Origin of the sequence: Streptomyces sp. NBC_01669, assembly GCF_026339735.1 — a bacterium.
In the GTDB taxonomy this organism is placed as follows: domain Bacteria; phylum Actinomycetota; class Actinomycetes; order Streptomycetales; family Streptomycetaceae; genus Streptomyces; species Streptomyces yanii.
Genome location: NZ_JAPEQG010000001.1, coordinates 2,074,030 through 2,096,036, shown reverse-complemented (window position 1 = coordinate 2,096,036; position 22,007 = coordinate 2,074,030). Strand labels below are relative to the sequence as shown.

The following is a 22,007-nucleotide window of genomic DNA, read 5'->3' as shown; positions in this document are numbered from 1 at the left end:
GGGATCAGTCCCGTGCGTTCACGTCCACGCGCACGATCTGCGGGTCGTGGTCGCTCGCCTGGTCGGCGAACTCCGCGTTGATGTGCACCACGTCGTAGTCGAAGCGGTACACGCCGGGGCTGGTCAGGATGTGGTCCAGCGTCTGCGAGTTGCCCTCGTACACATAGCTGTACTGCTCGTCCTCCGGCAGCGTGGTGATCAGCGGCTTGAGCACCTGGCCGTCGGTCAGCGCGTCCATCGTCGGCGAGAACGCGAAGTCGTTGAGGTCCCCGAGGGTGATGACCCGCGCCGACTTGTCCGCCGCCAGCAGCGACGTGACGAAGGTGTTGACCTCCGTCGCCTGCTTGACGCGCTTCGTCTCCGAGCTTCGCTTCGGCTCCTGGTAGCGGCCGTGCAGGGGCTGGTCGCCGCCCTTGGAGGTGAAGTGGTTGCCGATGACGAACACCGGCTTCCCGTGGAAGCGGAACTCGCCGACCAGGGGCTTGCGGCTGTCCGCCCACGCGTCGTTGGTCGGGGCGATGCGGCCGGGCGACGCCGAGAGAGTGACGCCCTTCTTTGTCTTGACGGCGGTCACGGGGGTGGTCGCATCGCCGCCCGCGCGGTCCACGAAGTCGACGCGCTCGGGGTTGAAGAGGAAGACGTTACGGATATTGCCGCCGGGCTCGCCGCCGTCCTTGCCGTCCACGGGGGCGATGTAGCGCCATGCGTACTGCGGACCGCCCGCCGCGACGATCGCGTCGGTGAACCGCTTGAGCGTCGCCTCGGAGCCGACCGTGCCGTCGTTCACCGCACCGTTGTCGTCCTGGATCTCCTCCAGCGACACGATGTCGGGGGAGGAGAGGTTGACCGCGACGCCCGCGGCGAGCGTGTCGAACTTGGCCTGCTCGTCGAGCGCGTCCAGGTTCTCCACGTTGTACGTGGCGACCGCGAGCTCCTTGTCCCGCTGCTTCCGGGTGACCTCGCGCCGCAGGTGGTGGTCGGTGAGCGTGCCCAGCTCGGTCGCCTGGAGGTTGTAGCCGCCGAAGGAGGCGTAGTCCATGACACCGGTGGTGGTGCCGGACAGCTCATCGCCCACGTTCGCGACGGGGAAGGGGCGGGTGGTGTCCAGCGACATCACCTTGATGCGACCGGTGTTCTGGTCGGTGTACGAGGAGTAGAGCGTGCCGCCGCGCCGCGTCGGGTTCTCGTTCGGCTTGACCGTCACCCAGACCTCGTCGTACGCGGTCGTCGCACCCGTGACCCGGGTGTCGGCGATCTGTACGCGGGCGCCTTCGAGCGACTCGTACAGGTCGAGGGCGTACGTCGCCGGGTCGAGGGCCAGCGCGTCGACCGAACCGCCGCCTGCCGAGGGGACGTACGCGTCGGGCACGGACGTCGCGTCGAGCACGACCGGCGCGGGCAGCGCGTTGCCCGACGACAGGACCGTGACCCTGGGGGCGGTGATCTCGGTGATCGACTGGGTGGTGGTCGACGGGTAGTACTCGTCCACCTTGCCGCTGACCAGCACGGAGTCGCCCACGGCGACCGACGGTGCGGTGGAGCCGGTGTAGACGAAGACACCTTCGCTGGTACGGGCGTCCGCGTCCGGCGTGGCGTCCTGGATCCAGAAGCCGCGCGAACCGGTGGTCCGCACGCCGGTGACGATGCCGGGGACGCCGGTCACCGACTGGCCGTTCAGCGGCGAGACACGGGTGGTGCCCTGGATGTCGTGCACCCGCACGGTGCCGGGCTCGGTCGGGTTCCCGGGGTCGCCGGGGCCCGCTCCGCCGGACGTCTCACCGGCCGCGTTGACCGGAGTCGGGGCGCCCGCGGCCAGGTCGGCGGCGTTGTTGTCGGTGTCGGCGAGCGACGTACCGCGCGCCACGGAGGCGGTGGCGGAGGCACCCGCAGCCGGGCCACTGCCTTCCCGCACGACCGCGGAGCCGTAGCCGACGAGGTCCACGATGCGGGTGTCGGCGGCGCAGTCGGCCGCGGTCTTGCAGGTCAGCGGGGTGGTTCCGGAGACGAGGGCGACGGTGCCGCTGGTCGCGGACATCGCCACGGTGCCGGTCGCGTCCGGCGTGGGCAGTGCGGCGGTGCCGCCGGTGCCCGCGGCCTGGGCGACCAGGTAGCGGCCGCCGGGCGCGACGGACCCGGTCAGCGCGGAGACCTGCCAGAGCGAACCTGCGGACGGCGTGCCGGGCAGGTACTGGACGCTGAAGCCCGAGAGGTCGTACGCGGCCGAGCCGGCATTGGCCAGTTCGACGAAGTCGCGGGTGAGCGTCGCACCCGAGTTGCCCCCGCCCCCGTACACCTCGGAGATCACGGCGGTCGAGGACGGGGCCGCGAAAGCGGCAGGCAGCGCGGTCGCCGAGAGGGTCACGGCGACCGCGCCGGCCAGCAGGATGGAACGAGGTCTGGATATGTGCACGGTGAGCTGCCCCTCAAAGTGTGATGAGGGGCCACAAGCTATGCGCGTAGACCTGGCTGTGACAAGGCATCAGAGGTTAATTCCGGAAAACGCTCCGACGACCCCCGGGCCCGTACTCGGGCTCCTCCACCTGGCCGCGAGTTCGCTGACCTTGAAGTCACCGACCCTGAAGTGGCCGAGGACGGTGCGGAACGCGAAGTGCCCGCCGGTGTGCGGTCCGGGGTTGCGGTAGGCGAAGCGCACGTCGCCGGCGTTCCAGAGGTTGTGCAGGTCGGAGACCCGGTCGGGTCGCTGCTCGACAGGCAACCAAAAGGTTGCCTATGGTGAGGTGGGACGGGACGGCAGAGAGGCGGTGGGAGGGGTGGCGGCGATGGACGCGATATTCAAGGCGCTCGCCGACCCCAGCCGTCGACAGCTACTCGACCGGCTCAACGCGCGCGGTGGGCAGACACTGCGCGAGCTGAGCGAAGGGCTGGCCATGAGCCGGCAGGCCGTGAGCAAGCATCTGGCGGTCCTGGAGTCCGCCGTGTTGGTCTCCACCGCCCGCAGGGGCCGGGAGAAGCTCCATTACCTCAACCCGGTGCCCATCCAGGAAGTGGCCGACCGCTGGATCGGCCGGTACGAACGCGGCCGGATGACCGCGCTCTCCCGTCTCAAGGAAACGCTGGAAGGACAACCGGTCATGGACAAGCCCGAGTTCGTTTACGTCACCTACATCCAGACCACCGCCGAGAAGCTCTACCAGGCGCTGATCGACCCCGAGTTCATCAAGATCTACATGGGGGGTTACGGCCCCGAGTCGACCTGGGAGGTCGGCGCGCCGGTCCGCTGGAAGATGGACCCGGACGGCGAGTTCGAGGAGGTCGGCCAGCGGGTCCTGGAGGCGGAGCCCGGCAAGCGGCTCTCGTACACCTGGCACACCCTGCAGCCCATGCACCGCGCGATGTTCGGCTTCGCCTCGGACGAGGAATGGGAGAAGGCGGTCCAGGAGCGGTCGAAGGTCACCTTTGACATCGAGCCCGCCGAGGAGCCTGAGATGGGCATCAAGCTCACCATCACCCACGACGGTTTCGACAGCCCGGACAGCAGGATGCTGGAAGGCGTCAGCGACGGCTGGGTCATGATCCTCTCGACGCTCAAGACGCTGCTGGAGGGCGGCAGGTTCGTCTGCGACCCGGATCAGTAGGTCAGGTCCTCCGGACCGGCTGTCGGTGCGGCGTGCTTGGATGCGGGCTGTCGAGGAGGAGGGGAAGCATGACACGTACGACACCGCCGCGCCCTTGGGATGTGGCCTCGGTCTTTCCGGCGCTGGCGGGCATGGCACGGACGGCAACCCGGCTTCATCCGTCCCCGGGCGATCCCACGGTGCACGAGAGCTCGGTGGGCGGACCGTTGCTGTGGCCGGCCGACGAGGCCTGGCCGGTCTGCGCCGACGACCATCACCCGCACCGGCTCACGACATTGGAGGACGTGCGCACACTCCGCCGCATCCTCACGCAGGCCTGGCAGCGGCCCAGGCCGCCGCGGACGAATCTGCTCACCCCTGACGAGCAGGCGGTGGTGGACCGGATCCACGCCGGACACGACCCGTCGCTGCTCCCGACGGAGCCCCTGCCGCTGATCGCGCTGGCGCAGCTCTACGCCCGGGATGTTCCCGACCTCCCCTGTCCCGACGGCACGGACATGCTGCAGGTGCTGTGGTGCCCGTTCACGGAGATCGAGGACTCGCCGTCGGCCGTGCACCTGCGGTGGCGGCAGTCCGGCAGTGTGCGGGACGTCCTCGCCCACCCGCCCGCGCCGGACTTCGTCGGCCTCGACGACTACGTACCTGCCCCGTGCGTCCTGCACCCCGAGCGGGTCGTCGAGTATCCGGCGGCCCATGAGCTGGACCATGCGCTGACCGATCGCATATACGCATGGGAGAAGGAGCAGCAACAGAGTGAGAGGCAGGGGCTGGGCTACCGGGGCGATCTGTCGGTCGCCCCGGGCTGGAAGGTCGGCGGCTGGTCCGCCCCCTGGACCTTCTGCGACCCGATGGAGGTCCGCTGCGACTGCGGTGCCCCGGTCGCCCCCCTCCTCACCGTCGACAGCAGCGAATGGGACGGCGAGAGCAGTGGCTGGCGTCCTGTCGAGGACAGGGACGACGCGGGCCGGCCGCCGTATCCCGACTGGGACTGCCCCACGATGGTGACCGTCGGCCGGGGGTACACACTCCAGGTCTACCGGTGCACCGACTCGTACGGGCATCCGCCCGTCACGACCCTGCAGTAGTCCTGTTGCTGCGGGCCCTCGGGTGGATCACCTCCGGGCGCGCTCGGCGATCAGGACCTCCAGGCCGTCCAGGATGCGGTCAAGACCGAACTCCAGAGCCTGGTCCTGTCCCTGGGTTCCGGAACCGACCGAGGAGGCCGTCGCCGCGGCCAGGTGCGGGTAGTCCGCGCCGTGGTCCCGCAGCACCGTGCCGAGCGCGGCGAGGAGCTGGGCCTCCGGTGCGCTGGAGGGGGCGGCCGCCCGGCTCTGGAGCGCGATGCCCCGAACATGGCTGGTGAGCAGCACCACCGCGTCCATGCGCTCCGCGCCCGTGAGCCCGGTGCCGTCCAGCGCGGAGAGGGCCCGCTCCATCCAGCCGAGTTCCTTCGGGCCCATCAGGCGCGGGCCGACCGTCGCCTCCAGTAGCCAGGGGTGACGGCGGAGCATCTCGACCAGGCCGTACGACCAGGCCGTCAGGCGCGCCCGCCAGTCATCCTCCCCGCCCTCCGGTGCGTCATCCAGCGCCGTTTCCACCATGACGGCGATCAGTTCCGCCTTGCCGGGCAGGTATCGGTAGAGCGACATCTTCGTCTTGCCGAGCTGCTCCGCGACCCGCTGCATGGACACGGCTCCGAGGCCTTCCGCGTCCGCGATCTCGGTGCCGGTGCAGCGGAACCGTCCACGAGGCGATCGCATACGGACACCCGGACGCCACCGGCACCGAGGTGGAGGCGGCGGTCCGCGCGGTCGGCGCCCACGAGATGGTCGCCGGGCTCCGACCGGGTCATCTCCAGCCGATGGGGGAGCGTGGCCGCAACCTCTCCGCGCGGGACGCCGGTTACCACCCGGCTGCGCTCACCGACCCCTCGCTGCGTCGCCGTTCGGCCGCGCCCGCGTAGCGCCGGTCACGCTCCGGGGACCCGGTCCAGGAAGCCGCTGACCGAGGTGATGCGCCCGTCGTCGTCGAGGGTGACGACGTCGGACCCGGCGACGGGCGCGGAGCCGTCGGCGGTGGAGACCAGGTCCCAGCTGAACCGGACGATGTCGTGGTGTCCTTCGGGGGCGCCGGTCAGCTTGAACTCGAAGCCGGGGAACTGCTGATGGGCACCGCTGATCACGGCCACCAGCTCGTCGTGGCCCCGCACGGAGGCCAGCGGGTCGGTGTACGTGGCGCCGTCGGTGAAGGCGGCGGCGACGGCCTTCGCCAGTTCCTCGGGGGTGGCCGCGTTCCAGGCGGTGAAGTAGCGCTGAACGGCGTCCTCGTATGCGGTCATCGTGCTGTCCTCCCGGTCACGGTCCCGGCCCTGCGGCCGGGCTCCTGTACGGCTTGTGAGGAACACGATGTCCGACGCGCGAAGAAGCGTCGATTACCTCCTGGGTCATGACCGGACGCCCCGGCGGCGTGCGGCGCTCAGGAGGCCGTCCGGCCCAGGAACCCCATGAGAATTGCGTTGAGTTCCTCGGCGTGCGTCCACCCGATGTTGTGCGGGCCGCCCGGGATCTCGACGAGACGGCTGTTCTTGATCAGGTCGGGCAGTCGCCGCCCGCAGGAGTCGATGGGCAGGATGCGGTCCTCGTTGCCCTGGACGATCAGCGTCTCCACGTCGATCTTGGGCAGGTCGTCGCGGAAGTCCGTCAGCCAGGCCGGCACACAGGCCAGCGTGGAGTGGGCCGACGCACCGGCGGCCACCATCCACTGGAGCTGCAGCGCCTGGTCACTGATCCGGGTACCACCGAGCTTGTCGACGTTGTTGAAGTCGTGGAGGAAGGTCGTCAGATACGCGGGACGGTCCGAGGCGATGGCACTCATGATGTCGTCGAAGACGCTCCGGTCGACCCCCTCGGGGTTGTCCCCGGTCTTCAGGAGGAACGGCGGGATCGGGGCGATCAGTGCCGCCCGGTCGACCCGCGCGGATCCGTAATTGCCCAGGTAGCGGACGACCTCGCCGGTGCCCATGGAGAACCCGACCAGGATGGTGTTCTGCAGGTCGAGCTTCTCCATGACGGCGTTGAGATCCGTGGCGAGAGTGTCGTAGTCGTACCCCGTGGTGGGCTGCGAGGAGCGGCCGAAGCCGCGCCGGTCGTACGTGATCACCCGGTACCCGGCGCGCAGCAGGACCGGGAGCTGCTTCTCCCAGGATGCGCCGCTCAGCGGGAACCCGTGGATCAGGACGACGGGCTGCCCCATCCCGTGGTCCTCGTAGTACACATGGATGCCGGCGGAGTTCTCCTCGCCAACGGTGATGTACGGCATGGCTCTCCCATCGCACGGCCCGGTCCGGTCGTGGTCCGGGCTCCTGGGACCTCTTTTCGGAGCGTGCCCGGCTCGCCGGGACCTGCCCGCACTCCCGATGGCGCGCCTGATCCGAAAGAGACGTCCTAGCCCATTACGCCCCGATTCGGTGGTCCGCGCACTGTCGGCGGCCCTGAGAGGGTTCCTCGCACCGTTTCATGGGATTTTCACGGAGCGCCTCTACGGTGGGCGTCGTGACCGAGATGAGCCCTCCCGGCTGGCATACGGACCCCGGGTATACAGGAACAGGCCCTGTCCAGGAACGCTGGTGGGACGGAAGTCAGTGGACGGATCAGCTCCGGACGCCGCCCGCGGCCGTCCGGCGCCGTCGGATCTGGATCGGCGTCGGCGTCACCGCGGGCGTGGTGGTGCTGGCCGCGATCGCGGGTGGCGCCATCCTGCTGACTGATGGATCCCACAGCTCCGAGAACACCTCCCGTGGTGCCGTGTCGCCGGCGCCCAGTTCCCCCGGGGGACAGAACGGCCAGGGCGGTTCCGGTGGCCCCGGTGGCCGGAGTCCGGCGCCCGACCAGCAGCAACCGCCGTCCGAGGAGGGGTATGCCACGGACGCCAGCAGTGGCATCAGCCTGCCGGTGCCCGACGGCTGGACCGGTCAGTCGGCCCTGATCGGTGCCTCGGTGAGCACGGGGTCGTACACGTGCCCGGCGGACGCCTCGCAGAAGTGCGAGCGCGGAGGGGCGTTCGTCGCCCCGGCCCAGGCGCTCAAGATCACGGCGAAGACGGCGGAGGCGGCGGCGAAGGCGGACATCTCCGTCAACGCCACGTCGTCGTACGGCGGCAAGGCCTACGGCGCCATCACCTCGCACGAGCAGCTCAAGTCCGAGGCGGTCACCGTCGCGGGCCGGAAGGGCTATCTGGTGCGCTGGAAGGTGGTCACGAAGAAGGGCGACGACGGTTACGTCCAGTCGCTGGCCTTTCCCTCCCCTCGCTCCACGGACATGCTGGTTGTCGTAAGGTCCGGCTTCGACGTCAGCCCCAAGGCGCCCGCGCTCGCGGTGATGGACGAGATCACCGAGGGGATCAAGGCGGCGGCCGTGACGGGTTCGGGATCCGGGCAGACCGCCTGAAGCGACTCGGCGGGAACCGGCCCCCGGGAATTCCTCCCGGGGGCCGGTTCCGCGTGTCGGGCGAGCGTCGCAGGGGCAGGCGGCCGTATGCGAGCTCCTCTGACGACCTGATGCACGCCGTAAGGGCGGGCGAGGCCGGATGGGCGTCATCCGGGGCCGTCCGGAACTCGCACTCTCTCCGTCGTGCCGGACTCGGTGGGCTCTGGGCCGAACAGGTGAGTCGGAGCAGGGCCACGCCGCCACCGCCGTGCGCCGTCCGCCATCTCTGCGGCCGATCGCCGTCGCGCTGTTCGCCGCCACCCCGACCTCGACGTCGTCGGCCCGCACCGGGACCCGGACGCCCGCCCCCGGGGCCCGGTACGGGCCGTCACGTCACGCGGGTGCTGCGCCGCGGCGGTGCGGCGTGCCCGGTCGCCAGCGGCGAACGCGCCAGTTCGATGCAGCCCAGCGCGATGAGAACCATGGCGACCAGCTCCGGCAGCAGCCACCAGCCCGTACGCAGTTCCTCGCCGAACAGCGTCACCCCGTACAGGATGCTGATCAGCGCGTCGCCCAGTGTCAGCATCGGCTGGACGGCGACCAGGGTGCCCGCCTGGAGTGCGTTCTGCAGCAGGAACAGCGCACCCACTCCGGCGGCGGCGGTGGCGTACAGCTGCCAGGACGTCATGAGCGCGGTCACCCCGCCGTCATCGAGCCGCCCCATGGCGTCCTTCATCAGTGCGGCGGTGAGCGAGTACCCGCATGCGGCGGCGAGCCCGAGCAGCGCCGCCCGGGGGTTTCCGCGGGTACTCATCGCGCCGGTGATCAGAGCGGCCTCGAAGATCCCCGTCACGATCAGCGCCGGGACCCAGACCGCGCCGTGCACCGACGTGCTGCCGCCACCCGGAGCGGCGGAAGCCATGCCGAGGGCCAGCCCCACGGTCACGGCAGCCACGCCGTACCAGACTCCGCGCGGTACCCGGACCCGCATCACGAACCCGGCCAGCAGCAGTGTCGCCGGGAGTTCGATGACGAAGATCGGCTGGACCACCGAGATCGGGCCGGTGGCCAGCGCGACGGCCTGGCAGACGGCGGCGACGATCACCAGCCCGATCCCGGCCAGCCACACCTTCTGGTGCAGCAGATGGCCGATCAGCGACAGGTGCATCGCGTGCGTGTCGGGTACGGCGAGGGCGGCACGGCGTTGCAGCACGGACGCGGCGCCGTTGCTGAGTGCGGTCAGGATGGCGAACAGGACGCTGATCACCCGTCCATGATGCGGGCGGCCCGCGCGTATTCCGGGGTCCTGCCGCCCTGCGGTGCGGCGGCCGGGGGAAGGACGGGGAGAATGCATTGCGGACGGAAGGTGTCCGCGTGTCCGCGTACCGTGCCGTTCATGGCCGCGAAGACGAACCCCGCCGCACGAGCCGCATCCGCCCAGTCCCCGCTGCTCACGCCCCGCGCACTGGGCCGGGCCACTCTGGAGCGCCAACTGCTCCTGCGCCGGAGCCCGATGTCCGCGAAGGAAGCCGTCGGGCATCTCGTCGGGCTCCAGGCGCAGAACACCAAGCCGCCGTACTACCAGCTCTTCGCCCGGCTCGAAGGCTTTGACCCGGCCGAGCTCTCCACGCTGATGGGGTCCCGAGAGGTGGTCCGCATCGTCACCCTCCGATCCACCATCCATACCCACACCGCCGACGACGCGCTGACCCTGCGTCCGCTGGTCCAGCCGGCCCGCAGCCGGGAGCTGAAGATGTTCCGGCAGGGACTCGGCGGGGTGGACCTGGACCGGCTCGCGGCGATCGGCAGAGAGCTCGTCGAGGAGCGCCCGCGCACCCCGAAGGAACTGCGCGAGGTACTCCTCGCGCAGTGGCCGGACGCCGACCCACAGGCCCTGACCGTGGCCGCCCGCTGCACTCTGCCCCTGGTCCAGGTCACCCCGCGCGGGCTCTGGGGCCGGAGCGGACAGGTCGCGCTGACCACCGCCGAGCACTGGCTCGGCCGGCCGTCGGAGCCGACACCCGCACCCGACGCGACCGTGCTGCGTTACCTCGGCGCCTTCGGACCCGCCTCCGTGAAGGACATGCAGATGTGGGCCGGACTGACCCGGCTGCAGGAGGTCTTCGAACGGCTTCGGCCGCGGCTGATCACCTTCCGCGACGAGCACGGCGTGGAACTCTTCGACCTGCCGGACGCCCCGCGTCCCGACCCGGACACCCCCGCCCCACCGCGCTTCCTGCCCGAGTTCGACAACGTCCTCCTCGGCCATGCGGACCGTACGCGCGTCATCCCGCCGCAGTTCAAAGGACGCAACGGGAACGGCAATCAGGCATACGGAGCCGTGCTCGTCGACGGCCTCCTCGCGGCGATCTGGCGGTTCGGCGCGCCCGGGCAGAAGCCCGGAGGCCAGGGGACCGTCACCGTGCAGGCGCTGGGCAGGCTGAGCCCGGCGGAGCGCGAAGCCGTCACGGAAGAGGGGCTGCGGATGCTCGCCACGATGGGACCCGCGGACCCGGCCGCGCACGACATCCGGTTCGCCCCCTTCGTCGACTTCGGGGACTGACCGGGAGCGGGGCTCAGCTCCTCTCAGAGCCTGTCGGCGCGGCCCGTCGCCGCCACCGTCACGCCCAGACCGATCATCGCGAAGCCACCCGCCCCGCCGATCACCGACAGCCGCTTGTCCGACCGGGCGAACCAGCTCCGGGCCGCCGACGCGCCGAGCCCCCAGAGGGTGTCCGTCACCAGCCCGATCGCGATCGGCACCAGCCCCAACAGCAGCATCTGCGCCGGGAGATGACCGGTCGACGGGTCCACGAACTGGGGGAGTACCGCGGCGAAGAAGACGATGCCCTTGGGGTTGGTGACGCCGACGACCACACCGTCCATCACCGTCCGCAGATCACCGCGCGCGGGCCGCTCCGGCAACGCCTCGACAGCCCCCGGCCTCAGCTCCTTGCGGTGCCGGAACGCCTGCACCCCCAGGAGGACCAGATACGCCGCACCCGCCAGCTTCACGGTCATGAAGACCACCACCGAGCGTTCGACCAGCGAACCGATGCCCAGCGCGACCGCCACGACCAGGACGTACGAACCGGCGACATTGCCCAGCACCGTGGCCAGCGCGGTGCGGCGGCCGTGGGCCAGGGCCCGGCCGATCACGAAGAGGACGCTCGGCCCCGGGATCACGATCACCAGCAGGGACATCGCCGCGAAGACAAGATATTGATGCGTGGACACCATGTCCGTCACCCCCTGGCCCCGACCGTACGGCAGAGACCCCGGCGGACGTCAGGCGCGCGACCGAGGCGGACGCCCGGCGCGCGCCTACGGCAGGAGCCCCGCCCGGCGCGCCGCCACGACCGCTTCCAGCCGGGTGTGCGCCCCCAGCTTCCGCATCGCCGCGCGCAGATACCCCTTCACCGTCTCGGGCCGCAGCCCGAGCCGGTCGGCCGCCACCGCGTTTGTCGCGCCCGCGGCCACACAGGCGAGGACATCGATCTCGCGCGGCGCCAGCTGCACCCCGCGGGCGCCCGGCACCGATGTCCCGGACGCCGAGGCCAGCAGCCCGCACACCGAGAGGAGTTCCTCGCGAAGCGCCGGGTCGGCCACCTTCGGGACCAGCGCGCGCAGCTCGCGGTGCGCCTCGCGGACGTCCTCCCACGCACCCGGCGCCGTCCGCGGGTCCGTCACCTGGTCCCGGGTGACGGCCAGGAGCTGCTGCACCTCGTCGCGCACGGCGAGCGCCTGTTCCACGTCGCGGGCCGCCGCGACGGCCGCGTCGAACGTACGGTCCCCGAGGGTGAGGGGCTCACGCAGCGCCCCGTACAGCACGCCCCGCACCTTGCGGCGTACGACGACGGGCACCGCGACCACCGAGCGCAGCCCCTCCGCGGCGACCGCGGTGTCGTACTCGTGGCTGATGTGCCGCGACGACGGGTAGTCGGTCACCGCGCACGGCCGGGACAGGGCGATCGACTTGCCGCCGAGTCCGCTGCCCGCAGTGATGACGAGGCCGCGCAGCGCCGTGGTCTGCGCCCCGTTGAGCTCCGCTATCCGGGCGTGACGCGCATCCGACAGCAGTCCGCCGAACGCCACGGGCAGCCCGCTCGCCCGGCGCAACCGCAGTAGGGCCGCTTGCATCTCGACCGCATCGACCGGCTCCGGCACGCTGTCGCCTCTCTGCCCCGCCCGCGTCACCCCCGTTCGGGGGTGGTGAGACCTGGGTCACTGTTTACATGATGTTAAGGGACCGGTCCGGTCCGCAATAAGGAGGGCACATGTCGGCAACCAGCGCGACGGAAACGTTCCGGGCCGCCCGGGACTTTCTGCTGCAGCATCGCGAGGACTATGCGACGGCGTACGAGGGCTTCCGCTGGCCCCGGGCCGATCGTTTCAACTGGGCGCTGGACTGGTTCGACGTCATCGCGGAGAACAACGACCGCACCGCCCTGCACATCGTGGAGGAGGACGGCCGCCGCACCGAGGTGTCCTTCGCCGCGATGTCCGCCCGCTCCAACCGGGCCGCGAACTGGCTCCGCGCCCAAGGGGTACGCGCCGGAGACCGGATCCTCGTCATGCTCGGCAACCAGGTCGAACTGTGGGAGACGGCCCTCGCCGCGATGAAGCTGCGCGCCGTCGTCATTCCCGCCACCCCGCTCCTCGGCCCCGTCGACCTGCGCGACCGGGTGGAGCGCGGCCGGGTCCGGCATGTGATCGTGCGGGACGCGGACGCCGTCAAGTTCGACGAGGTGCCCGGCGACTACACCCGGATCGCCGTCGGCGAGGACGTACCGGGCTGGCTCCCGTACACCGGCGCCGACGAGCAGCCGGAGAGCTTCGAGACGGACCGGGAGACCGACGCCGACGAGCCGCTGATGCTGTACTTCACCTCCGGCACGACCGCCAGCCCCAAGCTGGTCGAGCACACCCATGTCTCGTACCCCGTGGGTCACTTGTCGACGATGTACTGGATCGGTCTCAAGCCCGGGGACGTCCACCTCAACATCTCTTCACCGGGCTGGGCCAAGCACGCCTGGTCGAACCTCTTCGCGCCGTGGAGCGCCGAGGCCACCGTCTTCATCTTCAACTACACCCGGTTCGACGCGGGCCGCCTGATGGCCGAAATGGACCGCTCGGGCGTCACCAGCTTCTGTGCCCCGCCCACCGTCTGGCGGATGCTGATCCAGGCCGACCTCTCCCAGCTGAACACCCCGCCGCGCGAGGTCGTCGCCGCCGGAGAGCCACTGAACCCCGAGGTCATCGAGACGGTCCGGCGCGAGTGGGGCGTCACGATCCGGGACGGCTTCGGCCAGACCGAGACCGCCGTCCAGGTCGCCAACACTCCCGGCCAGGTACTGAAGGCCGGTTCGATGGGACGGCCCAGTCCCGGCTTCAAGGTCGAGCTCCTCGACCCGGTCACCGGTGAGCCCGGTGCGACCGAGGGCGAGATCTCCCTCGACCTGTCGTACCGCCCGGTCGGCCTGATGACCGGCTACCACGGTGACCCGGACCGTACCGCCGAGGCGATGGCCGGCGGCTACTACCGCACCGGCGACATCGGCTCCCGCGACGAGGACGGCTACATCACCTATGTCGGCCGCGCCGACGATGTGTTCAAGGCGTCCGACTACAAGATCTCGCCGTTCGAGCTGGAGAGCGCGCTGCTGGAGCACGAGGCGGTCGCCGAGGCCGCGGTGGTGCCCGCGCCGGACCCGGTCCGGCTCGCCGTCCCGAAGGCGTACGTCGTCCTGGCGGAGGGCTGGGAGCCCGGCCCGGACACGGCGAAGGTGCTGTTCGCGCACTCGCGGGCGGTCCTCGCCCCGTACAAGCGGATCCGCCGACTGGAGTTCGCCGAGCTGCCGAAGACCGTCTCCGGGAAGATCCGCCGGATCGAGCTGCGCGAGCGCACGGCCCAGGGCATCGGCACCGAATACGACGAGGGGGATCTGCGATGACCGGACGGACCGGGCTGTCCTACGCCCACGGCACCGGCACCACCGCTCTGCTCGGGGACACGATCGGGCGCAATCTCGACCGTGCGATCGAGGCGTACCCGGAGCGTGAGGCGCTGGTCGACGTCGTCTCGGGGCGGCGCTGGACGTACACCGAATTCGGCGCGGCGGTCGACGAGCTGGCGCGCGGGCTGATGGGCTCCGGGGTGGCCAGGGGCGACCGCGTCGGAATCTGGGCGATCAACTGCCCCGAGTGGGTGCTCGTCCAGTACGCCACCGCCCGCATCGGCGCGATCATGGTCAACATCAACCCGGCCTACCGGGCGCACGAGCTGCAGTACGTGCTCGGCCAGGCGGGGATCTCGATCCTGATCTCGTCGCTCGCCCACCGCACCAGCGACTACCGCGCCCTCGTCGGCCAGGTCCGGGGGGAGTGCCCCGCCCTGCGGTCCGTGCACTACATCGGCGATCCGTCCTGGGACGAGCTGACGGCAGCGGCCGGATCGGTCACCGCCGAGCAACTGGCCGTAAGGGAAGCCGAGTTGTCCTGCGACGACCCGATCAACATCCAGTACACCTCGGGCACGACCGGCTTCCCCAAGGGAGCCACTCTCTCCCACCACAACATCCTCAACAACGGCTACTTCGTCGGGGAGTTGGTCGCCTACACCGAGCAGGACCGGGTCTGTCTGCCCGTCCCCTTCTACCACTGCTTCGGCATGGTGATGGGCAACCTCGGCATCACTTCGCACGGCGCCTGCATCGTGATTCCGGCTCCCGCCTTCGAGCCCGCCGCGGTCCTCGCCGCCGTCCAGCAGGAGCGCTGCACCTCCCTCTACGGCGTTCCCACCATGTTCATCGCCGAGCTCAACCTCCCCGACTTCGCCTCGTACGATCTCTCCTCGCTGCGCACCGGGATCATGGCCGGATCGCCCTGCCCGGTCGAGGTGATGAAGCGGGTCGTCGCCGAGATGCACATGGACGAGGTGTCCATCTGTTACGGCATGACGGAGACCTCTCCGGTCTCCACCCAGACCCGCCGCGACGACGACCTGGAGCGCCGCACCGGCACGGTCGGCCGCGTCATGCCGCACATCGAGGTGAAGGTCGTCGACCCGGCCACCGGGGTGACCGTGGAACGCGGGGAGGCGGGCGAACTCTGCACCCGTGGCTACAGCGTGATGCTCGGCTACTGGGAGCAGCCCGAGCGGACCGCCGAGGTGATCGACGCGGGGCGCTGGATGCACACCGGCGACCTCGCGGTGATGCGCGAGGACGGCTACGTACAGATAGTCGGCCGGATCAAGGACATGATCATCCGCGGCGGCGAGAACGTGTATCCGCGGGAGATCGAGGAATTTCTCTACGGCCACCCGAAGGTCGCGGACGTGCAGGTGGTGGGCGTACCGGACGCCACGTACGGCGAGGAGATCCTGGCCTGTGTCATCCCCAGGGACCCGGCGGACCCGCCGAGCCTGGACGAGGTCACGGAGTACTGCCGCGAGCAGCTTGCGCACTACAAGATCCCGCGGAGGCTGCAGATCCTGGAGACCTTCCCGATGACGGTCAGCGGGAAGGTCCGGAAGATCGAACTGCGGGAGAACTACGGATAGTCGGTGAGGCGGGAGGCGGTGCCCGGGGCGCGGTCAGGCGGCTTCGATGATGTCGCCGGCAGCGCCGCGGGTCGCCGCCGCCCACTCGATGAGCAGTACCTCGTACGCCGCGGACTCCACGGACGACCAGTCCTGCCCGGCTCGCGCGTCCACCAGCGCACGGATCGCCTCGTTCGCCTCGACGGCGGACGGGTGTGTCGGCTGTGCGGCGTGCAGCGGGTCGGAAGAGGAGGAGTGTCGTGGAATTAAGACCATGCGCGCTATCTTACGGCGGCCCACTGACACAGCCCGAACAATTGTGGCCCCAGGCGCGAACGTGACCGATTGCACTCGCTGTCGCCGACCGGTTCCGCTCCGGGGTCAGGGGGTTTGACGCCGGGTCAGAGTTCGCGTCGCATGCAGACCCTGGGCCAGCGGTCCAGGCCGTGTTCCGCCTCCTCCGCCCTGATCTTCCGCAGCCCGTCGGTGAGTTCGGACTCCGCGAGCGTACGGAAGCCGAGGCGCGTGTAGTACGGCGCGTTCCACGGGACATGGGAGAACGTCGTCAGGGTGAGGGCCACGAGCCGCCGGTCGCCCGCCCAGCCGGCCAGGTGGTCGATGAGCGCCCGGCCCACGCCGCGCCGGGCGGCGGACGGATGGACCGAGACCTGCTCGACATGGGCCGCGCCGTCGACCTCGTCGGCGATCAGGTAGCCGACGGGGAGGTCGTCGGATGCGATGGCCACCCAGGCGCGGCCGGCCCTGCGGTAGTCGTCAAGCAGGTCGAGGGGTGGCGGGTCGTCGTCCGAGACGGCGGACATGCCGAGGGTGCGGAACGGTTCGCCGGCGGCGCGTTCGATGTCCTGGAGCAGCGGGAGATCGGAGCGGCGTGCGGGACGGATGCGCATGCCGCCAGTATGGCGTCGGCGGCCGGTGCGGAGGCAGGGGCCCCGGATTGCCGGCCCGCGGTTCCGGGGCCGGCCGGGCGTGGTCCCGGGGCGCGGGTGTGGTGCGTCAGCGTGGACGGGCCGGACCGCGTAGGGCTCCCTGACGGACGGTCAAGCACGACAAACGGCCGCCAAGGGTGATGCTGCTGGTACCGAGGGGGCGTGCGGAGGCGTTTGTCGATTTCCGCGCGACCCCAATGTCATCTGTGGCGCATGCAACCGACTCGCTACCTTCTGTAGCGAGCTGGTTGCGCATGGCGACATTGGGGTCGACGTGTGCGGCAGCGGGATCGGAGAAATGAACGTGAAATCTTGCAAGCGGTGGGCTGTGGGCCTGGGGGCCGTCGCAACCAGTGCCGCGCTGGTGTCTGGCTCATTCAGCCCGGCCGTCGCCAGCGACCCCGCGGGGGCAGCCCCACGGTCCGTCGTCGCCAAGCAGCTGACTCTGAGACTGGCCGCCGCTCCGGGCCAGGTCGCCAACGTGCGGGGAGCGGCCCAGGGCAACGGCGTCCCGATCATCCAGTACCCGTGGTCCCTTGCGGCCAACGAGCGCTGGGAAGCGAATGCGGTCGCGGGCGGCTACTACCGGTTCAAGTCCGTCAGCAGCGGCAAGTGCCTCAACGTCAGCGGAGGCGGTACCGCCAACGGCACCCCGGTCATCCAGTACACCTGCAGCAACTCCGACAACGCACTGTGGAGGCTCGTACCCGAGGGCATCGGCTACCAGATCGTCGTCAAGTCCAGCGACATGTGTCTCAACGTCGCGGGGGGAGTAGGCGCCGGACGCCCCCTCGTCCAGTACGACTGCACCGCCCAGGGGACGACCAACGACGTCTGGCTGCCCGTCTGGGAACCCGACAACCTCTGAGTCCTCGCGGGGACCCGTGGGGCAGACGTTGACACCGTGTGGCCGGGTTCTCCTTCGGGGACCCGGCCACGTTCGGTCGGGGACAGCGGACGACGCACAGCGCGAAGATCCGGCACGCCGCCGGTCGCACGGACCGATCCGTGCGACCGGTTGACGGGGCGCCGCGTCGACCGCGTACCGGCTGCTCCTCCGTGACGTGCCTGCCAGGCTGCCGATCCGGCTCTCCCGGCCCTCGCCGGCAGCCGCCGGGGCCAACCGTGTGACCTGCTCAGCCCCACGGGAAGAGAAGTATCGCTGCTTCGGCTTGCCGTGCCTATCGTGAAAAGACACACCAGCGGCGGCGTCGAGGCGGGGCAGACGTGACGGAACCGGAGATCGATTACGCAGCGGTGTTCCAGGCCCTGCCCGGTGCGGTGGCGCTGCTGACCCCGCAGCTGGTCTACGCGGACGTCAACGAAGAGTTTTTGCGCGTGCTGGGCCGCACTCGCAGCCAAGTCATCGGTTGCGACATGCGCGACGATTTTGCCCACAGCCCGAACGACCCCGGCGCGGCCGTGGTGCGCAACATCGAGGCGTCACTACGTCGGGTGACGGAAACCGGTGAGCGCGACACCATGGAGGTGCAGCGCTACGACATGGAGGATCCCGACCGGCCCTGGGTGTCGGGCGAGCGCTACTTGACCATGATCAACATTCCCGTCTTCGGTTCGGACGGGCGGGTGTCGCTGCTGATGCACCGTGTGGAGGACGTCACCGAGCTCATCCGCGCCCGCGTGGTCGCGCTGAGCCTGCAGGAGGCGATGCTGCCCGCTCTCCGCCCGGTCGGGCGCCACTCGGCGGCCGCACGCTACCGGCCCGCCGTCGACGCGCTGGACGTGTGCGGTGACTGGTACGACCTGGTCGAACTGCCCGGCGACCGCATCGCGGTCGCCGTCGGCGACGTCGTCGGCCACGGCCTGTCTGCGGCTCAGGTCATGGGGCAACTGCGCAGCGCGCTCAGCGCCGCCTCCCGTGTCACCGAAGGCCCCGCCCGTGCGCTGGAAGTCCTCGGGCTGTACGCCCGCTCGGTCGACGGCGCCGAGAACACCACTGTGGCGAACACGTTCATCGACTGGAACACCCACACCATCACCTACAGCAGCGCGGGCCACCCTCCGCCGGTCCTCCTGCACGAGGACGGAACCGTCGAGTTCCTGGACCAGGCCACCGACCCCCCGCTCGGCGCCCGCCCCGAACCCGCCCCCCGGCCACAGGCCACCGTGCCCTTCACGGAGGGGTCCGTCCTCGCGCTGTACACCGACGGCCTGATCGAGCGCCGCCGCGAAGACATCGACACCGGTCTCGCACGGCTCGCCCGCTCCCTGGCGAGCCACCGGACAGCCGACCCCGAAACCCTCGCGGACGCCCTGCTGGCCGACCTGCTCCCGCTCGGCGGCGTCACCGACGACACCGCCCTGGTCATCGTGCAGCTTTGACCCGGCCGCCGTGTCCGCAGCACCGTGCTCCAGATGCCTTGATCACTGCCGCAACGCCCGAACCCCTCCGCTGTCAGGATGCTCCGGCGCCCTGCGATGTGCCGCGCCGGTCGCCGCGGCCCCTTCCTGCGGGCGGACGGCGCTCTTGTGCGGACACCCTCAGGCCCCTGTGGAGAGCAGCTCGTCCGCCGGACCGTTCACCGGCTGCGGGGTCCCGGTGAGGTCCATCACGAAGAGCGGGATACCGAGCCCGTCGGCGCGCGCCCCGGCGTCCTGCCCATACCCCGCCAGCGAGAAGAAGACGCTGGTCACCGATGTGTTGAGGGCGTTCAGCCAGAGACATTCGACGTCGCGCAGGGTGCTCGGCCGGGTGGTCGAGTCGACCTGGGCGATCAGTCCGGCGGCGCGCAGATCGATCCGCGACGAGGGCCGCTCCGCCGGAATGACGACGTCGCGGTAGCCCAGCCACCGCAGATACATCGCGGCGGCCGTGACCGCGTCGCGGCCGGTGCGGATCGTCATCGGTCGGAACGACGGGCGGGGGGCGGGCGCCGTGCGCGGCAGCGGGATGTGAGACGGCCGGACTCCGTCCGCAGGGTCGGCGCCGGCCGCCGTGACCGGTCCGACCGGGATCCGCAGCACCGTCCCGCACGGGCAGCACAGCTCCGGCTGCGGCCACTGGTCATGGCGTCCGCAGGCGCGGCAGCGCACGGTCACCCAGTCGTCGTTCCAGGTGCGGTGCGTGATCGGCTCGGGCGCGGCGCCGCGCAGCATCGGGGCGGCGGTGGGGGACCCGCACGGGCACGGGTAGACCGGTGTGAGGTACGCGTGCTCGCGGCGGCAGGCCGGGCAGCGTACCGGCACGGGCTCCACCATGGCCTCCCTCCGGCACCGCTGCCGCGCCCCGGTGCCTGTCTTCGGGCGCGTCGGCGCTCCGTGGCCGTCACCGTCCGACCGCGCCCCGTGCCCTCATGCTCCACCACGAGTGGGGCGTGGGGGAGTGACTTGGAGGATTCGCGGCTGTTCCGGCACCGCGTGGCAGCGGGCCCGGCGCCCTCTCTTGACGGCCGACCGACGGCCGCTTAGATTGCTTCCGTATAGCAGAAATGAACTTCCGTAATACGGAATTGGCGCTCTCAGGTGGCGCGACAGAGCCCGACTCCACCAGGTCCGAGCAGGAGTACTCAAATGCCTCGAATGACCGCTGCCCGAGCGGCAGTTGAGATCCTCAAGCTGGAAGGCGTCAGCCACGCGTTCGGCGTGCCGGGAGCGGCGATCAACCCCTTCTATGCGGCGCTCAAGGCCGGTGGTGGCATCGACCACACCCTGGCCCGCCATGTCGAGGGCGCGTCCCACATGGCCGAGGGCTACACCCGGAGCAGGGCCGGCAACATCGGCGTCTGCATCGGTACGTCGGGACCCGCCGGCACGGACATGATCACCGGGCTCTACTCGGCGATCGCCGACTCCATCCCGATTCTCTGCATCACCGGCCAGGCGCCGGTGGCCAAGCTCCACAAGGAGGACTTCCAGGCCGTCGACATCGCGTCGATCGCCAAGCCGGTGACCAAGGCCGCGACGACCGTCCTGGAGGCCGCGCAGGTGCCCGGCGTCTTCCAGCAGGCCTTCCACCTGATGCGCTCGGGCCGCCCGGGTCCGGTCCTCATCGACCTGCCCATCGACGTCCAGCTGACCGAGATCGAGTTCGACCCGGAGACGTACCAGCCGCTGCCCGTCTACAAGCCGGCCGCGTCCCGCGCCCAGATCGAGAAGGCGATCGATTTCCTGCTCGCCGCCGAGCGCCCGGTGATCGTCGCCGGTGGCGGCATCATCAACGCCGACGCCTGCGAACTCCTCGTCGAGTTCGCCGAGCTGACCGGTACCCCGGTCATCCCGACGCTGATGGGCTGGGGCATCCTCGCCGACGACCACGAGCTCAACGCCGGGATGGTCGGCCTCCAGACCTCGCACCGCTACGGCAACGCGAACTTCCTGGAGTCGGACTTCGTCCTCGGCATAGGCAACCGCTGGGCCAACCGCCACACCGGCGACCTGGCCGTCTACACCAAGGGCCGGAAGTTCGTCCACGTCGACATCGAGCCCACCCAGCTCGGCAAGATCTTCCCGCCGGACCTCGGTATCGCCTCGGACGCCAGGGCCGCGCTGGAACTCTTTGTCGAGGTGGCCAAGGAGCTCAAGGCCGCGGGCAGGCTGCCGGACCGCAGCGCCTGGGCCGCCTCCACCCAGGAGCGCAGGGCGAAGCTGCAGCGCCGCACCCACTTCGACCAAGTGCCGCTGAAGCCGCAGCGGGTGTACGAGGAGATGAACCGGGCCTTCGGACCGGAGACCCGCTACGTCACCACGATCGGCCTCTCCCAGATCGCCGGCGCGCAGATGCTGCACGTCTACCGGCCGCGCCACTGGATCAACTGCGGCCAGGCCGGCCCGCTCGGCTGGACCATCCCCGCCGCGCTGGGTGTCGCCACCGCCGACCCCGAGGGCCAGGTCGTCGCGCTCTCCGGGGACTACGACTTCCAGTTCATGCTGGAGGAACTGGCGGTCGGCGCGCAGCACAACATCCCGTACGTCCATGTCCTGGTGAACAATTCCTACCTGGGGCTGATCCGCCAGGCACAGCGCAACCTGGACATCAACTTCCAGGTCAACCTGGAGTTCGAGAACATCAACTCCCCGGAGCTGGGTGTCTACGGCGTCGACCATGTCAAGGTCGTGGAGGGGCTGGGCTGCAAGGCGATCCGGGTCACCGAGCCGGACAAGCTTCTGCCCGCGTTCGAGGAGGCCAAGAAGTTGGCCGCCGAGTTCCGCGTCCCGGTGGTCGTCGAGGCGATCCTGGAGCGCATCACCAACATCTCGATGAGCGGCGCCGGGATCGACGCCGTGAACGAGTGGGAGGACATCGCCACCGAGCCGGGCCATGCCCCGACGGCGATCCGCCCGTTCGTGGCGAGCTGACGCACCACTCCTCGGTATGTCTCCCAGGTGGGGGCGGATCACCGGAACCCGGTGATCCGCCCCCACCTGCCCGTCCTGGCCGGGGCGAACCCGGCCGACGCCCCTACCCGTAGTACTTGAGAGCTACGCGGAAGGTGCCCTCCACGGGTGGACGCCGACCACGCGGTCTGCTCCCTAGCTT

General features: G+C 70.4%; 21 protein-coding genes. 10 read left to right on the top strand and 11 right to left on the bottom strand.

The annotated features are described in order from the left end of the window. Positions 1-4 precede the first annotated feature (4 nt). Together OG972_RS09135 and OG972_RS09130 are read right to left on the bottom strand one after the other, a co-directional pair. The gene (locus OG972_RS09135) at positions 5-2,410 is read right to left on the bottom strand and encodes an endonuclease/exonuclease/phosphatase family protein (protein WP_266979948.1); all 2,406 of its coding nucleotides are present in this window, start codon (positions 2,408-2,410) and stop codon (positions 5-7) included. A 69-nt stretch (positions 2,411-2,479) separates the two neighbouring features. Next, a complete protein-coding gene (locus tag OG972_RS09130; protein WP_266979946.1) occupies positions 2,480-2,716 on the bottom strand; it encodes a hypothetical protein in 237 nt (78 codons plus the stop codon). 64 nt (positions 2,717-2,780) lie between these two features. On the opposite strand from OG972_RS09130, the gene OG972_RS09125 reads away from it, so the two are divergent. Together OG972_RS09125 and OG972_RS09120 are read left to right on the top strand one after the other, a co-directional pair. Continuing rightward, a complete protein-coding gene (locus tag OG972_RS09125) occupies positions 2,781-3,596 on the top strand; it encodes a metalloregulator ArsR/SmtB family transcription factor (RefSeq protein WP_266979944.1) in 816 nt (271 codons plus the stop codon). A gap of 68 nt (positions 3,597-3,664) precedes the next feature. Beyond that, the gene (locus OG972_RS09120) at positions 3,665-4,681 is read left to right on the top strand and encodes a hypothetical protein (RefSeq protein ID WP_266979942.1); all 1,017 of its coding nucleotides are present in this window, start codon (positions 3,665-3,667) and stop codon (positions 4,679-4,681) included. 27 nt (positions 4,682-4,708) lie between these two features. Here the strand turns inward: OG972_RS09120 and OG972_RS09115 are convergent, their stop codons facing one another. Then, entirely contained in the window at positions 4,709-5,356 is a 648-nt protein-coding gene (locus tag OG972_RS09115) for a TetR/AcrR family transcriptional regulator (RefSeq protein WP_266979940.1), read from the bottom strand. A gap of 29 nt (positions 5,357-5,385) precedes the next feature. Between OG972_RS09115 and OG972_RS09110 the strand changes: the two genes are divergently transcribed. Beyond that, a complete protein-coding gene (locus tag OG972_RS09110) occupies positions 5,386-5,559 on the top strand; it encodes a hypothetical protein (protein WP_266979938.1) in 174 nt (57 codons plus the stop codon). Between the two features lie 6 nt (positions 5,560-5,565). Here OG972_RS09110 and OG972_RS09105 read toward each other — a convergent pair whose 3' ends face one another. Both OG972_RS09105 and OG972_RS09100 read right to left on the bottom strand, forming a co-directional pair. Then, positions 5,566-5,934 carry a nuclear transport factor 2 family protein gene (locus OG972_RS09105; RefSeq protein WP_266979936.1) on the bottom strand — a complete coding sequence of 123 codons (369 nt, stop codon included), beginning with the start codon at positions 5,932-5,934 and terminating at the stop codon, positions 5,566-5,568. A gap of 137 nt (positions 5,935-6,071) precedes the next feature. After that, positions 6,072-6,914 (bottom strand): alpha/beta fold hydrolase, encoded by an 843-nt coding sequence (locus OG972_RS09100; RefSeq protein WP_266979934.1) that lies wholly within the window; start codon positions 6,912-6,914, stop codon positions 6,072-6,074. Between the two features lie 233 nt (positions 6,915-7,147). Here OG972_RS09100 and OG972_RS09095 point away from each other — a divergent pair, with 233 nt between their 5' ends. Continuing rightward, entirely contained in the window at positions 7,148-8,041 is an 894-nt protein-coding gene (locus OG972_RS09095; RefSeq protein WP_266979932.1) for a DUF2510 domain-containing protein, read from the top strand. 367 nt (positions 8,042-8,408) lie between these two features. On the opposite strand, the gene OG972_RS09090 is transcribed toward OG972_RS09095, so the two are convergent. Beyond that, positions 8,409-9,287, bottom strand: coding sequence for a DMT family transporter (locus tag OG972_RS09090; protein ID WP_266979930.1), 879 nt, complete (start codon positions 9,285-9,287; stop codon positions 8,409-8,411). A gap of 129 nt (positions 9,288-9,416) precedes the next feature. On the opposite strand from OG972_RS09090, the gene OG972_RS09085 reads away from it, so the two are divergent. Then, positions 9,417-10,583, top strand: a complete 1,167-nt coding sequence (locus OG972_RS09085) for a winged helix DNA-binding domain-containing protein (protein ID WP_266979928.1) — start codon at positions 9,417-9,419, stop codon at positions 10,581-10,583. A 23-nt stretch (positions 10,584-10,606) separates the two neighbouring features. On the opposite strand, the gene OG972_RS09080 is transcribed toward OG972_RS09085, so the two are convergent. Further along, the gene (locus tag OG972_RS09080) at positions 10,607-11,260 is read right to left on the bottom strand and encodes a LysE family translocator (RefSeq protein WP_266979926.1); all 654 of its coding nucleotides are present in this window, start codon (positions 11,258-11,260) and stop codon (positions 10,607-10,609) included. An 84-nt stretch (positions 11,261-11,344) separates the two neighbouring features. Next, positions 11,345-12,187: a helix-turn-helix transcriptional regulator gene (locus OG972_RS09075; protein WP_266979924.1), complete on the bottom strand. Its 843-nt coding sequence runs from the start codon at positions 12,185-12,187 to the stop codon at positions 11,345-11,347. A 110-nt stretch (positions 12,188-12,297) separates the two neighbouring features. Between OG972_RS09075 and OG972_RS09070 the strand changes: the two genes are divergently transcribed. Together OG972_RS09070 and OG972_RS09065 are read left to right on the top strand one after the other, a co-directional pair. Continuing rightward, positions 12,298-13,974: an AMP-binding protein gene (locus tag OG972_RS09070; protein WP_266979922.1), complete on the top strand. Its 1,677-nt coding sequence runs from the start codon at positions 12,298-12,300 to the stop codon at positions 13,972-13,974. Next, on the top strand, positions 13,971-15,584 hold the full coding sequence (locus OG972_RS09065; RefSeq protein WP_266979921.1) for an AMP-binding protein: 1,614 nt from the start codon (positions 13,971-13,973) through the stop codon (positions 15,582-15,584). The genes OG972_RS09070 and OG972_RS09065 overlap by 4 nt, the downstream gene beginning before the upstream one ends. 33 nt (positions 15,585-15,617) lie before the next feature. On the opposite strand, the gene OG972_RS09060 is transcribed toward OG972_RS09065, so the two are convergent. Together OG972_RS09060 and OG972_RS09055 are read right to left on the bottom strand one after the other, a co-directional pair. Continuing rightward, positions 15,618-15,839 carry a hypothetical protein gene (locus OG972_RS09060; protein ID WP_266979919.1) on the bottom strand — a complete coding sequence of 74 codons (222 nt, stop codon included), beginning with the start codon at positions 15,837-15,839 and terminating at the stop codon, positions 15,618-15,620. Between the two features lie 125 nt (positions 15,840-15,964). After that, positions 15,965-16,471, bottom strand: coding sequence for a GNAT family N-acetyltransferase (locus tag OG972_RS09055; protein ID WP_266979917.1), 507 nt, complete (start codon positions 16,469-16,471; stop codon positions 15,965-15,967). A gap of 403 nt (positions 16,472-16,874) precedes the next feature. On the opposite strand from OG972_RS09055, the gene OG972_RS09050 reads away from it, so the two are divergent. Together OG972_RS09050 and OG972_RS09045 are read left to right on the top strand one after the other, a co-directional pair. Then, a complete protein-coding gene (locus OG972_RS09050; RefSeq protein WP_266979915.1) occupies positions 16,875-17,378 on the top strand; it encodes an RICIN domain-containing protein in 504 nt (167 codons plus the stop codon). A gap of 359 nt (positions 17,379-17,737) precedes the next feature. Further along, positions 17,738-18,853 carry a PP2C family protein-serine/threonine phosphatase gene (locus OG972_RS09045; RefSeq protein WP_266979913.1) on the top strand — a complete coding sequence of 372 codons (1,116 nt, stop codon included), beginning with the start codon at positions 17,738-17,740 and terminating at the stop codon, positions 18,851-18,853. Positions 18,854-19,012: 159 nt separating this feature from the next. Here the strand turns inward: OG972_RS09045 and OG972_RS09040 are convergent, their stop codons facing one another. After that, positions 19,013-19,726, bottom strand: coding sequence for a hypothetical protein (locus OG972_RS09040; protein WP_266990358.1), 714 nt, complete (start codon positions 19,724-19,726; stop codon positions 19,013-19,015). Positions 19,727-20,041: 315 nt separating this feature from the next. Between OG972_RS09040 and gcl the strand changes: the two genes are divergently transcribed. After that, positions 20,042-21,826 carry a glyoxylate carboligase gene (gene gcl, locus OG972_RS09035; RefSeq protein ID WP_266979911.1) on the top strand — a complete coding sequence of 595 codons (1,785 nt, stop codon included), beginning with the start codon at positions 20,042-20,044 and terminating at the stop codon, positions 21,824-21,826. Positions 21,827-22,007 lie beyond the last annotated feature (181 nt).

What these genes read in the sequence shown, in the direction of transcription:
- OG972_RS09085 (WP_266979928.1), top strand. Translation starts at nt 9,417, where the DNA reads ATGGCCGCGAAGACGAACCCCGCCGCACGAGCCGCATCCGCCCAGTCC.
- OG972_RS09120 (WP_266979942.1), top strand. Translation starts at nt 3,665, where the DNA reads ATGACACGTACGACACCGCCGCGCCCTTGGGATGTGGCCTCGGTCTTT.
- OG972_RS09115 (WP_266979940.1), bottom strand. Translation starts at nt 5,356, where the DNA reads ATGCGATCGCCTCGTGGACGGTTCCGCTGCACCGGCACCGAGATCGCG.
- gcl (WP_266979911.1), top strand. Translation starts at nt 20,042, where the DNA reads ATGCCTCGAATGACCGCTGCCCGAGCGGCAGTTGAGATCCTCAAGCTG.
- OG972_RS09105 (WP_266979936.1), bottom strand. Translation starts at nt 5,934, where the DNA reads ATGACCGCATACGAGGACGCCGTTCAGCGCTACTTCACCGCCTGGAAC.
- OG972_RS09065 (WP_266979921.1), top strand. Translation starts at nt 13,971, where the DNA reads ATGACCGGACGGACCGGGCTGTCCTACGCCCACGGCACCGGCACCACC.
- OG972_RS09060 (WP_266979919.1), bottom strand. Translation starts at nt 15,839, where the DNA reads ATGGTCTTAATTCCACGACACTCCTCCTCTTCCGACCCGCTGCACGCC.
- OG972_RS09125 (WP_266979944.1), top strand. Translation starts at nt 2,781, where the DNA reads ATGGACGCGATATTCAAGGCGCTCGCCGACCCCAGCCGTCGACAGCTA.
- OG972_RS09100 (WP_266979934.1), bottom strand. Translation starts at nt 6,914, where the DNA reads ATGCCGTACATCACCGTTGGCGAGGAGAACTCCGCCGGCATCCATGTG.
- OG972_RS09055 (WP_266979917.1), bottom strand. Translation starts at nt 16,471, where the DNA reads ATGCGCATCCGTCCCGCACGCCGCTCCGATCTCCCGCTGCTCCAGGAC.
- OG972_RS09080 (WP_266979926.1), bottom strand. Translation starts at nt 11,260, where the DNA reads ATGGTGTCCACGCATCAATATCTTGTCTTCGCGGCGATGTCCCTGCTG.
- OG972_RS09070 (WP_266979922.1), top strand. Translation starts at nt 12,298, where the DNA reads ATGTCGGCAACCAGCGCGACGGAAACGTTCCGGGCCGCCCGGGACTTT.